Here is a 14,261-nt window from a genome sequence, read left to right on the forward strand (position 1 = left end):
TTTTACCACTTGCAGAAAAAGTGGTGGGTCGTGAAGGATTCGAACCTTCGACCAATTGGTTAAAAGCCAACTGCTCTACCGACTGAGCTAACGACCCATCTAGTATTGCTTTCTACTTCTTTAACCACTGGCAGAAAAAGTGGTGGGTCGTGAAGGATTCGAACCTTCGACCAATTGGTTAAAAGCCAACTGCTCTACCGACTGAGCTAACGACCCATCTGGTATTACCGACTTCTTTTACTCGCTAATTAGAATATCTAATTAGGAGCTTAAGTTGCCCTCAAACGACTGTGTCGCTCTGAGGGCGCCTATAATACCTTTTTCAGTTTCCCATGCAAGCGCAATTTTCCCATTTTTCTTTGTTTGCCTGAAAAACAATCTAAGAGATTGTTTTACGAATAAAACAACATCAAAGTGATGAAAGTTGCTGCAATGCAATTCGTGCTGCCGCACTGTTAGCATATTCCTGGCTAACTTTTTGGTAATAAGCCTTTGCTTTAGCCTTGTCACCGGTTTTTTCTGCAATCATGCCAAGCTTGACTAAACTTTCGCCACGCTTACTTGAATCTTTATATTTTTCCACAACAGTAGTAAAAGCTTTCGTTGCGCCAACAAATTCACTTTTATTATAAAGTAACTGTCCTAACCAATAATTTGCATTCGGAGCGTAGCTTGAATTTGGGTAGTTTTGAATAAACTGAGCAAAAGCTGGGATCGCTTCTTCATACTTCTTATCTTTCAATACTAAATTAACAGCCTGCTCATAACTTGCAGTTTCACCTAAGCTAGAAGATGTTGCAGTTGAAGATGCTGTTGTTTGTTCTACAACGACTGGCACAGCGGCCTTAGTTGAAAGATTCGCGATGTCTTCGTATAACTGACGCTGTCTTTGTAACATCTGATCAATTTGGTAAGACTGCTGCTCACTCAAACCACGAAGATCTAATACTTCTTGCTGAAGAGTCTCCAAACGCTGCTGCATTTGAAACTCACTTTGTTGTTTAGCTTTAATAACTCGTTCAAGACGAGCAACTCTATCATCAGTAGAGCCACCAGCAATATCCTCAACAGGCGCAGGCGCAGCATAAGCAGAACCTGCAACAAGGATTATTGCCGCAGACAAAACGGCATGTTTCATAAGGTAAACCTTTACCTAAAAATTAGTAAACAAGTACAGCACGACGGTTTTTAGCAAAACCTTCGTCATTGCGAGAAAAATCCATTGGCTTCTCTTCACCGTAGCTAACAATACTCATTTGGCTAGGTTGTACACCCATACCTTGTAAATATTTAGCAACTGCTTTTGCACGGCGCTCACCTAGTGCAATGTTATATTCAGGTGTACCACGCTCATCGGCATGACCTTCAATCATTACACGCACGTTTGGATGCTCAACTAAATAGTCACCATGAGCATTCAATACTTCAGCAAATTGCTGAGAGACAGAGCTACGGTCAAAATCGAAATAGATAATGTGTTCTTTTCTCAACTCTTGATACTTAAGGCGTTGTTGCTCTTCAGGAGTCAGCACAGGTGCTACGCCACCAGTTTCTACGCCGTTGTTTGCATATTCACTTGATGAAGATGACTCAGTTGAACTCGTTGCATCTGTTTCTGACTCAGAAGTCGAGCTACATGCGCTGATAGCCATAATTGGAAGTACGACTAACATCGCTTTAAATAGCTTATTCAGATCCATTTTAAAATCCTTAATCTTTATAGTTAGAGAAATGGTGACCAAGACGGTGATTTAACTTCACCCTGCCCGACTGGCAGTCTTGCTTTAAAACGTCCATCCATAGAAACCGCAGCTAACACTTGCTTGCCTTGGTAGGTAGTTCCGTAAATAACCATAGTGCCATTAGGTGCCACACTTGGTGATTCATCTAATCGCGTACTGGTTAGCACTTGCATAAAGCGAGTTTCTAAATCCATACGGGCAATATTAAATTTACCGTTAGTGCGATTAACAAAAATAATGCTGCGACCATCAGGTGCAATAGAACCACCAAGATTCCATTCACCTTCAAAGGTTAAGCGTGAAATCTTACCTGAATCTAAGTAGACACGATATAGCTGCGGACGACCGCCACGCTCAGAAGTGATCAACAGTGATTTACCATCAGGGAACCAAGATGGCTCAGTATCAATCGCGTAATGATTCGTTACACGCTTAATGGCCTTGGTTGCAATATCAACAACGTACACTTCTGGTTGACCGTCTTTTGACAATGTTAGTGCTAATTTTTTACCATCCGGAGAAAATACTGGTGCGCCGTTAATACCGTCAAAGCTGGTTACTTTAGTACGTTGTTGAGTATAGATGTTTTGCACATAGACTTCTGCTTTACGATTTTCAAAGCTTACGTATGCCAAACGTTGGCCATCTGGCGACCAAGAAGGTGACATTAGTGGCTCTGGCGAGCGAAGTAACATCTGCTCGTTGTAACCATCATAATCTGCAATCATTAACTTATAAGGTGACTTTTCGCCATGATTAACCACAACATAAGCGATGCGAGTTAAGAACGCACCGCGGATCCCGGTAAGCTTCTCGTACACAACATCACTAATACGGTGGCCATATTGACGGAACTGCGCCGCAGTAATAATGGTTTCACGGCTATCAATAACAAGATCTTGCTTTGACGCTGAATCTGATTGAAGTTGTGCTTTAACCAAATCAATAAGCTCAAAACTCACAAGATACTTATCACCTGGGTATGGCTTAATCGAGCCCATAACAACCGCTTCAACTGGTTGCGCCATCCAGTCAGCCGCATTAAATTGCGCAACCGTACTAATATTACGTTGCGGTAAGCTCAACTCATCTGCAGGACTAAACGTACCGCTGCGCGCTAAATCAGACATTACCACATCAGAGATCTGCGATGGCATAGGCCCTGTGCCTTGCCAAACAAACGGAATAACAGCAATCGGCCTTGCCGCGTCAACCCCTTCAGTAATCACAATATCTAATGCAGCCTTTACTGGCATGCTGCAAATAAACAGACTTGCTAGCAACCATTTACCAAAAATTTTCATACGGTTCCTTTAATCAAACTCAGGTTGAACTGTTAAATTAATTTCTTTTAGCTTGTTATAAACATCAGGCTCGTTCGAAACTGGCAATCTACCGGCTTTATTGATAGCCGCCTTGGTTGCTCGACATACAACGCCGTCACCATCAAGGGTCTGACTTGCCGTTACAAAGCCATCATTTGCAAGACGAATAAACACCCGACAGCTCTTGCCCCGCATTGACTCGTCAACAACCAAATTACGCTGAATCGTTGCACGGATCATCGAGGTATAACGTTGAACTTCGCTCATCACCTGCTTATTACGAGTTTGTGATAGCGCCGCTTGCTCGGCAGCTAATGCATCTTGCATCATTTGCTCCTGCTCACGTCTCGCTTGTTCTTCGGCTTTACGTTTACGTTCAGCTTCAGCCTTTCGTTTACGCTCATCTTCAGCCTTTTTAGCTGCAGCTTCTTCAGCTTTACGTTTTTCAGCTGCTTTACGAGCAGCTTCTTCAGACGCTTTACGTTCGGCTTCTTTTTGCTTACGTTCAGCTTCAGCTTTAGCAGCCTTTTCTCTTTCCTGCTTTTGCTTCAACTGAGCAGCTTTAGCCGCATCTGCTGCATTTTTGGTTTCAATCTCTTTTTGCTTACGTTCTTGCTCAAGCTTCTTAATTTGCGCTTGCTCTCGTTCACGCTCTTTTCGCGCTTCACGAACACGTCTATCCGCTTCATCTTGACGTGCTTTTTCTTTTCGCTCAGCTTCACGCTTTTCAGCCTTAAGCTTTTCAACGTGTTGAGCGACTTTTTGCTGATCAACAACTACAGCTTGCACAGCGGGTGCACTTGCTTGAGGCTGAGGTTTTGGCTTATCAGAAAAATCCACACCTAAAGCAAGAATAACTATCACGCCAATATGAATACCAGCTGAAATGATAACCGGAAAGGTTAAGTCTGATTTAGCCGCCAATTACTTATCCTCCGGCGAATCAGTCATTAAGCCAACTGAGGGAACACCAGCGCCTTGTAAGCTCACCATTAACTGAATTACTTTCTCGTAAGGAATTGAACGGTCAGCTTTGACTACAACTGGGCGCTCAGGCTCTAACTGAATAATTGCACCAACCCTAACTGCAACTTCTTCTAGCTCTAACACTTCCTTTGCGCTCGAACTGCCAACATCAAGGTAGTAATCACCCATAGCGTCAATCGATGCAACAACAGGTGGTTTACTATCAGCCGGTAATGCCTCTGCTTCACCCTGTGGTAAATCCACTTTTACCCCTTGGGCCACAATCGGTGCAGTTACCATAAAAATAATTAACAGTACCAACATCACATCGATATAGGGCACCACGTTAATTTCGGCAACCGGACGACGGCGCTTCCTTTGGTAGCCTTGATGCATTATGCCTGTTCCTTCTCGCTATATGCTTGACGGTGCAAAATACTTGAAAATTCTTCCATAAAGTTGGCATAAGACATTTCAATCTTTTCAACTTGAGTAGAAAAACGGTTATAGGCAATTACAGCTGGAATAGCGGCAAACAGACCCATAGCAGTTGCAATCAATGCTTCAGCGATACCTGGCGCTACCATTGCAAGCGTTGCGTTTTCAACGGCGCCTAGGGCAATGAATGAGTTCATGATCCCCCACACCGTACCAAACAAGCCGATATAAGGGCTTGTTGAGCCAATGGTGGCGAGTAAAGGTAAATGAGTCTCTAGCTTTTCTAGTTCACGAGATAAAGACACGCGCATCGCACGGTAGCTACCATCCATTACCGCTTCAGGTACACGGCCATTTAATTTGTTCAAACGGGCGTATTCTTTAAAGCCGCTGACAAATAATGCTTCAAGGCCTGTATTGCTGTCTTGTCTTGCTGATAACTCTTGGTACAACTTATTTAAATCAACACCCGACCAAAACTTGTCTTCAAACTTTAGCGCATCTGTTTTTGCTGCAGTCAGTAATTTTCGACGTTGTAAAATCACTGCCCAAGAAACAATTGATAGGCCAAGCAGAGTTAACATTACAAATTTAACTAAAAGACTAGCTTGTAAAAATAATCCAATAAAAGAAATATCAGCTTCCACCTTTAAACTCCTGCGCAATATTTTGGGGAATGGCTTTGGGTCTCATGCGGGATAATGCGATACAAGCAACTAAAATTTCTGCTTCGCAATACACCACACCTTGTTCGTCGATAAGGCGTTGCTCAAACACCATTGACGCTTTCTTAAGTTGTATGACCTTGGTTTCTACAATAAGGTTCTGTTCAAAGCGTGCAGCTTTACAAAAATCTAATTTTGCACCTTTAACTACAAATGCTGTGTCTTCTGCTAGCAACGCTGTTTGGCTTACACCTAAAGCGCGTAGCCATTCTGTGCGAGCCCGCTCAAAAAAGTTTAAATAGTTTGAGTGATAGACAACGCCACCAGCATCTGTATCTTCATAATAAACCGAAATAGGCCAACGAAACATAAACAATAATCGCCAATCGATAAGATAAAATAGAGGCCTACTATACCTAGCCACTATGCAATTGTGAATCGTGATATGTGATATGCAATGCGCTTCTTCATAAAATTTTGTTAATCATCTTAAATGATTGTTGCATTTGCGCCCAATCTGACAGCTGAGCAGGTCAAAGGTAGATTGAGTCGGATTTCACTCTTTAACACTCACCGATGTTTATCAGTTGCGTGGATCAATATATAGCTAGCTCTGGCACGAGAAATAAATAAGCTATCAATCATCCGGAGCAACTAAATTCAAACTGAGTTTAAAAGCAAATTAAAGAAAAATGTTTACCAAGCGATGCAACTAAAAGGTTGTCAGAAGGTTTTTTACAAACCTTTTAAGTCGTATCAAATTGAACTTGTTGCATACTGACTCAATTCACTTTCATTAAAACAAAAAGGAAGCCGAAGCTTCCTTTTCTATTACGAGTACATACTGACTAATCGCTAGTTAATTTTAGCTGGCACAGTTAAACCAAAGTTATGCCAAAGGAAGCTGTAAATATCGGCAAACTCGTCAATCTTCATTGACGTTGGCTTACCTGCACCGTGACCCGCTTTTGATTCGATACGCATAATGACAGGCGCTTCACCTTGCTGCTTATCTTGCATTAATGCACCAAATTTAAAGCTATGCAGTGGTACAACGCGATCATCATGGTCGGCAGTCATCACCATCGTTGCCGGATAAGCTCTTTCTTCAAGGTTATGATAAGGCGAATAAGCATATAGCGCTGGGAACTGCTCTGCGTTATCTGCACTACCATATTCACTTGTCCACGCCCAACCGATTGTGAACTTTTGGAAACGCAACATATCAAGCACGCCAACAGCAGGCAAAACTGCGGCAAAAAGCTCTGGGCGCTGGGTAATTGCCGCTCCCATTAATAGACCGCCATTACTGCGGCCATACGCACCTAACTTTGAAGAGTTTGTGTAATTTTGATCAATTAAGTACTCTGCAGCTGCATAGTAGTCGTCAAATACGTTCTGCTTTTTATCGAACATACCCGCTTTATGCCAACTATCACCGTACTCAGCACCACCACGAAGGTTAGGTACTGCGTAAACGCCACCCATATCCATCCATGCAATATTTGCTGGACTAAAACGCGGTGTCATAGAAATAGCGAAACCACCATAGGCATAAAGCAATGTTGGGTTTTGACCATCCTTTTTCATTCCCTTTTTATAAGAGATCAGCATAGGTACTTTTGTACCGTCTTTACTGGTATAAAATACTTGCTCTGAAGCGTAATCATTTGGATCAAATGAGATATCTGGTTTTGAGTAAACGCTTGACTCACCGGTTTTAAAGTCGAACTTATAAGTTGTTTGCGGCTGGATGTAACTATTAAACACATAATAGAAGTAATCTTTACTGCGCTTGCCATATGGACCTGCAACCTTGCCTTTACCAGGAAGCGTCACATCTTGGCGTTTATCGCCATTCATGCTGTAAATAGTGAGTTTCCCCAATACATCATGCAAGTAACTCACTACAAGATGATCGTTCACAATTGCCACATTGCTAATAGGATCACTCAGTTCAGGAATAATCGTTTGCCAGTTCTGTTTGCCGCTGTTATTCACATCAACGGCAATAACTTTGCCATTCGGTGCATTGTAATCGGTTTTGAAATAGAAAACCGAATCGTCATTGCCAATAAAGCTATATTCAGCTTCTAGATCAGGAATAAGCTCTACAACTTCAGCTTTTGGATCCTTAAGCGACTTATAAAAGAAGCGGTTACGGCTGTCGGTACCTTGAGAAATATACAGCAGCAGGTAGTCACCTTTTTCTGATACTTCAATACCAAAGCCCCAATCTTTATTTTGCGGGCGCTCATAGACTAACGTGTCAGCACTTTGCGGCGTACCTATTTTATGGAAGTAGACTTTTTGATTAAAGTTAACATCAGCCAGTGCATTCCCGCCTTCTGGTGCGTCATAACGTGCGTAATAAACACCGCTATTGTCACTATTCCACACGGCACTTGAGAATTTAATCCAATCTAACTCGTCAGCTAATTTCTTTCCGCTAGCCACATCTACAAAATGCCAAGCCTGCCAATCAGAGCCCGATTTCGAAACACCATAAGCTAACGTCTTACCGTCATCACTTACCGACACACCAGATAAGGCGACGGTACCATCATCAGAAAAGCTATTAGGATCAAGTGCTATCTTTTCTTGGTCCTGTGCATTTTTCACATAAAGAACAGATTGTGCCTGCAAACCATTATTACGGTAATAAAAGGTGTTTGTGCCTTTTTCAAAAGGCGCTGAAATTTTTTCGAAATTCCATAATTCAGTAATACGGTCAACAATTACCTGTTTGTTCTCAATATTCGCTAAATAAGCATTACCAGCCTTTTGTTGTTCACTGACCCATTTTTTGGTTCTTTCTGACTCAACTTCAAGATAACGATACGGGTCGGATACTTGCACTCCATGAATCGTCTCTACTACGCCACCATTATTTTCGCTAATAACACTTTCACCGCTGTCGACGCGAGGTTGTGACTGGCAACCTACAATCGCAAGACCTAATCCCACCGCTAATAAGTGCTTTTTAGTGAGTATCGATTTAATTCGCATAATTTATCCCTGATTTACTGACTCTTTTACAGTAAGAGTTCTGTTGTTGTCGTTAAACTTAGCTAATTAGATAATCTTATTGTTACCTTTACTAACTTAACGTCTATCTGCAAACGCACTATACAAACTTAAAAATCTCATCGCAAAGATTTGTTTAATGATTATTTTTAATCACTAAGCTAAGTAACTGTTAATAAGTTAGTAACATAGATAAATAAAATATCATGCTAAATACCGATTTAAATGTGACGAACTCCACAACAACCTAGCTTTACGCTGTTTTTACCAGCAAAGGCTACAAACCTAACCATTAGCAAAACTAATGACAAGCTCTAATAATTCTAGTTTGTCAGACCAGTCGCTCAACTCTATAATTCGTCTCGTTTTCAGGAAGTGTCTGCCTAGCAGATATGGAAACAAGAACTTTTAAAACTTTGGTGGTTTACCACGGAAGTTATATCCCTGGTTCTTATGCTTGACTTCCTTCCTTCAATTTGTTGATTGCAATGATTTATTTTTGCGGCCCGCTCACCATGTGAGCGGGCTTTTTTTTGCCCTATCGCCGCCAAAACTTATAGTTAACCTTAATAAGTAATTGACGTTTCAAATCCTAGAATTAAATAACGCCCATAAAAAAGCCCAGCATTATCGCTAGGCTATTTATCGTATTTAATCACTAAAGTGGCTTACTAATTCTAATTACCACACGGCGGTTTCTAGAACGTTCTTCTATCGTCTGATTCGAGGCTACATGTCTTTTCTCGCCATGCCCCATAGTATGAATTCTGCTTTGGCCAATGCCACTTGCAACAAAGAACTCTTTCACCGAATCCGCTCGTTGCTCTGACACTCGCATGTTAGCACTGCGGCCACCATAACTGTCTGTGTAAGCATCAATCAAAACTAAATCTACGTTCTTATCGTAGGCTAAATATTCCTGCACTCGCGCTATTTGCGATTTTGAATAGCGTGTTAACTCTGTACCACCAGACTCATAGGTGAGAACTGTAAGAGCGATGTCCTCAAAAGAGTATGGTAATAGCGACGATAAACAGGCTTTAAATTCTGAATATTGGCGTCTAAAGTTAACCGCTGATAAACCTACAGCCACTTTATTTGATTCGTTATACCAGTCAGCGTAGTAAAAAGTAGGTTGCATACCGCTTTCTAATTCAGCCAACATGGACCAAGCTGCGTTGCGTGGCACTTCACCACTAAAATACTTTTGATAAGTTAATTCAGTAATATCTTTAGATACCACACCTGGACGCCAAGCTGGTGCCATACTAATCAACTTAGCTTGAGTGACTTGATCGGGTTTCACCCACATTTCCAAACTAAAGTTCAAGTTATGATCTTTGCCTGCACGGCTAGTAAATACCGCCTTGCCATAAGAAGGGATATCATGCTCTAAGCGGCACATAACAGGGTTGTTGCCACTTAAACGCCACTGCGACTCTTCCAAAGAAGCCACATATTGCCTCAAGTCTGCATTAGCAGAAAAAGGGAGGATCAAAAATGATGCTAAAATTACCCAAAGCCGCATAAATTAACTCTCTAAATTCATATCACTCTTGTTTATCGGCAAAGAATTATTTTTCTTTAGCCTATAAATTCAGCAAACGAACATGACAGTGATTATCAGTTGCCGCATAATAGTCACTTGCACATTTTTGGGAAATTTTAATGACTGACACTTTCGACCCTAACTTAATGAAAAACCGCTTTAGAGGGTATTTCCCAGTGGTCATTGATGTTGAAACCGCGGGTTTTAACTCAAAAACAGACGCACTATTAGAAATTGCTGTCACTATGCTAAAGATGGATGAGGAAGGTGTACTCAGTCTCGATAAGACATTACATTTCCATATCGAGCCTTTCGAAGGTGCGAACCTCGAACCTGAAGCATTAGCATTCACAGGCATAGATCCAACCAATCCACTGCGTGGCGCTGTTAGCGAAAAAGAAGCATTCTTGGAAATATTCAAAGAAGTCAAAAAAGCGCAAAAAGCAGTAGGTTGCCACCGCAGTATAATCGTTGCTCACAATGCAGCTTTTGATCATGGCTTTGTTACTCAAGCGATTGAGCGTAATGGCCTTAAACGCACTCCATTTCATCCATTTGCCACATTCGATACCGCTGCACTTGCTGGTTTAGCGATTGGACAAACGGTTTTAGCTAAAGCCTGCTCGATGGCTGGGATCCCTTTTGACAACCGTGAAGCACACTCAGCTCTTTATGACACTGAGCGCACTGCAGAACTATTTTGTTTAATCGTAAACCGCTGGAAAGCACTTGGCGGCTGGCCGTTTATTGCAGATGAAACCAATGAGAGTCTCAATGAGGTCGATACTGCACCTATAGAAGCAACAACAGAGGCAGCATCAGCTCCAGACGAGTTGAGTTAACCACTTTAAGTGAGTTGATTTTAGCGTCAGCCAAATAAAGCTCACTGCTAAATATCACTCTTTAACAAACAAAAAGACGAAGATAACCCATCTTCGTCTTTTTGTTTACGATGTTGATTCAGTATTGAGTTGAATCAATACTTGGTGATGCAAACCTCTAAGCTTTTGCGTAACCACTTTAAAGCCCGGTCTTATCATCAAGTTTTAACGCATCAATTAAGGCAAAGATCTGGTTAAGCTCTCTAAATAGCTGCTCAATATCATGACTAAAGTCCAACGGCTTAAGAATGTCTAACTTAGATTCAAAATAATTATGTTTAGTGGCTATTTTCATAAACAGTTTGCCGTCTTTAAAACAGGCTTCAAGCTGCGAACCGTAAAAGTTGGATAATGACTGAAAGCGCGCCATGGTCGTTGGGGTTAACAAATATCGTGCTTCAACTTGATCGCTGCTATACACCTCAAATTGACGCTCAAAGTTTACATCCTCAAGCTTAACCCGAGATAAATCCTGTTTAAAAGCCTGGTATTTATTACCTAAAGTGCCCTTATCTAGCCTCACCTGAGTTTCACCATTAAACTTTTTAAAGGTATCAAACTCAATAACAATACCGTCGAAAATTGTTTTATATTTCGTTTTATTATCTTCAGTGCCATTAGCTACAGATAAATTAAGTTCGCGAACCAGAAAAGCCACGTCTTTATATTCACCTTTAACACTATCTTGAAAGTAACCTCTATCGTATTTGGGCAAAATGCCATATCGCTGGTACGCTTTAATCTCTGGTAGATTTTTAGGATTAAGCATAAAGCTTTCACCAAAATAGCGCAGCACAAGCGGATGAATGACTTTAATCACGCCGTCACGAAACTTAAAGGTTTCACTACCTGCCCAAAAATTAACGGCAACACCTACAATCATTGCCACAACAAACAACATCAAACCACCTACAAGAAAAAAGGCATCATCATTAGCAATGGCTAAAGCATAAAAAATACCTGCAAAACCAAACAGCCCAGCAAACATGGCAATATAAGATATTGGCTGACTAATTTTTCTGCGCTGTTGGTATTTAGCAACAATAGGAATACGCTTGGCTTCATAGCGACGCCATTTAGGCTCTATGTGTTGTTGGAAATATTCGGCAAACGAATGTTTGTCGTCGGCTGGAATATTAAACTCCATGGGGTTCATACAATGTCCTTAATGTATTAGTCCTGCAGAAATCCAGTTCTGCTTTTTAGCGGTAATTTTTGTTATTAGACGATTTTTTCATACAAAAAAGCTGCGATAGACGCAGCTTTTATTATGCTAATACTAACTACAACTTAATAATTATAGCGAGTCAGCATTATCAGTTAGGTAAGAAGCTACGCCTTCTGGGCTAGCGTCCATACCTTTGTCACCTTTTTCCCAACCTGCTGGGCAAACGTCACCGTGATCTTCATGGAATTGAAGCGCATCAACCATACGGATCATTTCATCAACGTTACGACCTAGAGGTAAATCGTTAACGACTTGGTGGCGAACTTGACCTTCTTTGTCGATTAGGAATGAGCCACGGAATGCAACACCAGCTTCTGGATGCTCTACATCGTAAGCTTTACAGATTTCATGCTTAACGTCAGCAACTAGTGTGTATTGAACTTGGCCAATACCACCTTTGTCTACTGGCGTGTTACGCCATGCATTGTGAGTGAACTGAGAATCGATTGAAACACCGATAACTTCAACGCCACGCTTCTTGAACTCATCCATGCGGTGATCAAAAGCAATCAGCTCTGATGGGCACACGAAAGTGAAATCAAGTGGGTAGAAGAATACTACGGCAGTCTTTCCTTTAATTGCTTCAGATAGGTTAAAGGTATCAACAATTTCACCATTACCTAGTACTGCAGCAGCAGTAAAATCAGGGGCCGGACGGCCGACTAATACGCTCATTTTATTTCTCCATCTATGGATTGCTAAAAACGCTGTCTCGTTTAAATCTAAAAGGCATTATAGGCAGTGTTAAACTCTATACAAGCTATTTGAGAGCAATATCACTTTTTTAAATGATTATTCTGTTAACTGGCCACTAAGCCGCCAGCTTGACCTTACTTTAGGTATTGATATTCACAGTTTGTTTGCATATTAAGCTACAGCTAATTCACAACTCTGTTTGAATTCAAGATATACAGCATAGATGCTGGACATCGCAGCTATTAACGGGCAAAAATGGACACAACTTCAAATATAAGAAATAGATTAATCACATTATGAATGCTGTTGTCATCGCTGTATGCCTAATGTTAGGCCTCAGCTTAGCTAGAGTTAATATTGTTATTGCGCTAACTATCTCCGCACTAGTTGCAGGCCTCGTGGGGGGAATGGACCTACATCAAACCGTTGCAGCTTTTAATACAGGTCTTGGTGGCGGCGCACAAATAGCTTTAAGCTATGCGCTACTCGGCGCTTTTGCCGTTGCGCTATCGCATTCAGGCCTTACGACGGTAATTTCTAATAAAGTCATTAGCTTGTTAGGCAAAGAGCAAAATAGTACCAATAACAATCGCGTGCGTTGGGTATTGTTATTAACCATCCTTGCTATGGCTATCTCTTCTCAGAATATTCTACCGATCCATATCGCCTTTATTCCGATTTTAATTCCACCGTTACTGCATGTAATGTCTAAATTAAAAATGGACCGCCGCTTAGTTGCCTGCGTGCTTACTTTTGGTTTGGTCACAACTTATATGGTATTACCTGTAGGCTTTGGTGGCATCTTCCTATACGACATCTTGCTAACCAACTTAAATAGCAACGATCTACAAGCAGTGAAGGCCCAAGTCGCCCCAGCTATGGTTATTCCAGCCCTTGGTATGGTTTTTGGCTTATTAGTGGCTATTTTTATCAGTTACCGTAAGCCTCGTGAATACCAGGAAGAACAGATCTTAGCTGCAGAGCCTGAAGAAGGCGTAAATAAGCGCAACATCATCATCGCAGCCATCGCGGTTGTCGCGACTTTAGTCGTGCAGCTTTATACAGGTTCTATGATTTTTGGTGCGCTTATCGGCTTTATCGTATTCAGTTTTTCTGGAGCACTTAAACATGTTGCCGACCAAGACATCTTCAACCAAGGTGTGCGCATGATGGCCAACATTGGCTTTATCATGATTTCAGCCGCAGGTTTTGCCGCTGTGATTAAAGGTACAGGCGATGTCGGTAGCTTAGTTGAAATGATGAATAGCGCGATTGGCGATAATAAAGCCTTGGCTGCATTTTTAATGCTGCTAGTTGGTTTGTTGATCACTATGGGAATTGGCTCATCGTTTTCGACCATTCCAATTATTGCAGCAATTTATGTACCTTTAGCAATCAGCTTTGGCTTCTCTGTTGAAGCAACCATTGCCCTTGTTGGTACTGCTGCTGCGCTTGGTGACGCAGGCTCGCCAGCATCTGAATCAACACTTGGCCCAACAGCGGGTCTAAATGCCGACGGCCAACACGATCATATGAAGGACAGCGTTATTCCAACCTTTATTCACTACAACATTCCATTGTTAGTATTTGGCTGGATAGCCGCTATGGTGCTGTAGGTCTAGGCTTGGGTATTTAAGGTCCTAGAAAAATGAGAACAAAAAAGGAGCCATTAGGCTCCTTTTTAATGCTCGGTGATTTAATTAACTGAAACTCAAACCGCCGTAACTTTTGACAATATCAGTAC

At 41.5% G+C, this 14,261-nt stretch carries 13 protein-coding genes and 2 tRNA genes; 2 read left to right on the plus strand and 13 right to left on the minus strand.

The annotated features are described in order from the left end of the window. Positions 1-21 precede the first annotated feature (21 nt). The 11 genes from L2740_RS14425 to L2740_RS14475 all read right to left on the minus strand — a co-directional run bounded on the left by L2740_RS14425 (position 22) and on the right by L2740_RS14475 (position 9,691). Positions 22-97, minus strand: a tRNA-Lys gene (locus tag L2740_RS14425). A gap of 43 nt (positions 98-140) precedes the next feature. Further along, positions 141-216, minus strand: a tRNA-Lys gene (locus tag L2740_RS14430). Between the two features lie 193 nt (positions 217-409). Beyond that, complete coding sequence (ybgF, locus tag L2740_RS14435) at positions 410-1,138, minus strand: tol-pal system protein YbgF (RefSeq protein ID WP_248950841.1); 729 nt, start codon at positions 1,136-1,138, stop codon at positions 410-412. A gap of 22 nt (positions 1,139-1,160) precedes the next feature. After that, the gene (gene pal / locus L2740_RS14440; RefSeq protein WP_248471335.1) at positions 1,161-1,700 is read right to left on the minus strand and encodes a peptidoglycan-associated lipoprotein Pal; all 540 of its coding nucleotides are present in this window, start codon (positions 1,698-1,700) and stop codon (positions 1,161-1,163) included. Positions 1,701-1,723: 23 nt separating this feature from the next. Next, the gene (tolB, locus tag L2740_RS14445) at positions 1,724-3,046 is read right to left on the minus strand and encodes a Tol-Pal system beta propeller repeat protein TolB (RefSeq protein ID WP_248950842.1); all 1,323 of its coding nucleotides are present in this window, start codon (positions 3,044-3,046) and stop codon (positions 1,724-1,726) included. 9 nt (positions 3,047-3,055) lie between these two features. Then, a complete protein-coding gene (gene tolA / locus L2740_RS14450; protein WP_248950843.1) occupies positions 3,056-3,991 on the minus strand; it encodes a cell envelope integrity protein TolA in 936 nt (311 codons plus the stop codon). Next, a complete protein-coding gene (gene tolR / locus L2740_RS14455) occupies positions 3,992-4,429 on the minus strand; it encodes a protein TolR (RefSeq protein WP_248950844.1) in 438 nt (145 codons plus the stop codon). After that, a complete protein-coding gene (tolQ, locus tag L2740_RS14460) occupies positions 4,429-5,118 on the minus strand; it encodes a protein TolQ (protein WP_248471331.1) in 690 nt (229 codons plus the stop codon). Before tolQ ends, tolR begins: the two co-directional genes overlap by 1 nt. Further along, positions 5,108-5,506: a tol-pal system-associated acyl-CoA thioesterase gene (ybgC, locus tag L2740_RS14465; protein ID WP_248471330.1), complete on the minus strand. Its 399-nt coding sequence runs from the start codon at positions 5,504-5,506 to the stop codon at positions 5,108-5,110. The genes tolQ and ybgC overlap by 11 nt, the downstream gene beginning before the upstream one ends. Before the next feature lie 485 nt (positions 5,507-5,991). After that, positions 5,992-8,145, minus strand: a complete 2,154-nt coding sequence (locus L2740_RS14470) for a prolyl oligopeptidase family serine peptidase (RefSeq protein ID WP_248950845.1) — start codon at positions 8,143-8,145, stop codon at positions 5,992-5,994. Positions 8,146-8,821: 676 nt separating this feature from the next. Beyond that, on the minus strand, positions 8,822-9,691 hold the full coding sequence (locus L2740_RS14475; protein WP_248950846.1) for a flagellar protein MotY: 870 nt from the start codon (positions 9,689-9,691) through the stop codon (positions 8,822-8,824). Between the two features lie 140 nt (positions 9,692-9,831). Between L2740_RS14475 and rnt the strand changes: the two genes are divergently transcribed. Further along, positions 9,832-10,554 (plus strand): ribonuclease T, encoded by a 723-nt coding sequence (rnt, locus tag L2740_RS14480; protein ID WP_248950847.1) that lies wholly within the window; start codon positions 9,832-9,834, stop codon positions 10,552-10,554. A gap of 178 nt (positions 10,555-10,732) precedes the next feature. Here the strand turns inward: rnt and L2740_RS14485 are convergent, their stop codons facing one another. Next, a complete protein-coding gene (locus tag L2740_RS14485) occupies positions 10,733-11,749 on the minus strand; it encodes a DUF3137 domain-containing protein (protein ID WP_248950848.1) in 1,017 nt (338 codons plus the stop codon). Between the two features lie 141 nt (positions 11,750-11,890). After that, positions 11,891-12,496 (minus strand): peroxiredoxin, encoded by a 606-nt coding sequence (locus L2740_RS14490; protein ID WP_028767332.1) that lies wholly within the window; start codon positions 12,494-12,496, stop codon positions 11,891-11,893. 317 nt (positions 12,497-12,813) lie between these two features. On the opposite strand from L2740_RS14490, the gene L2740_RS14495 reads away from it, so the two are divergent. Beyond that, positions 12,814-14,133 (plus strand): Na+/H+ antiporter family protein, encoded by a 1,320-nt coding sequence (locus tag L2740_RS14495; protein WP_248950849.1) that lies wholly within the window; start codon positions 12,814-12,816, stop codon positions 14,131-14,133. Positions 14,134-14,261: the final 128 nt, after the last annotated feature.

It is taken from the genome of Shewanella pneumatophori, assembly GCF_023283895.1.
Classification (GTDB): Bacteria; Pseudomonadota; Gammaproteobacteria; order Enterobacterales; family Shewanellaceae; genus Shewanella; species Shewanella pneumatophori.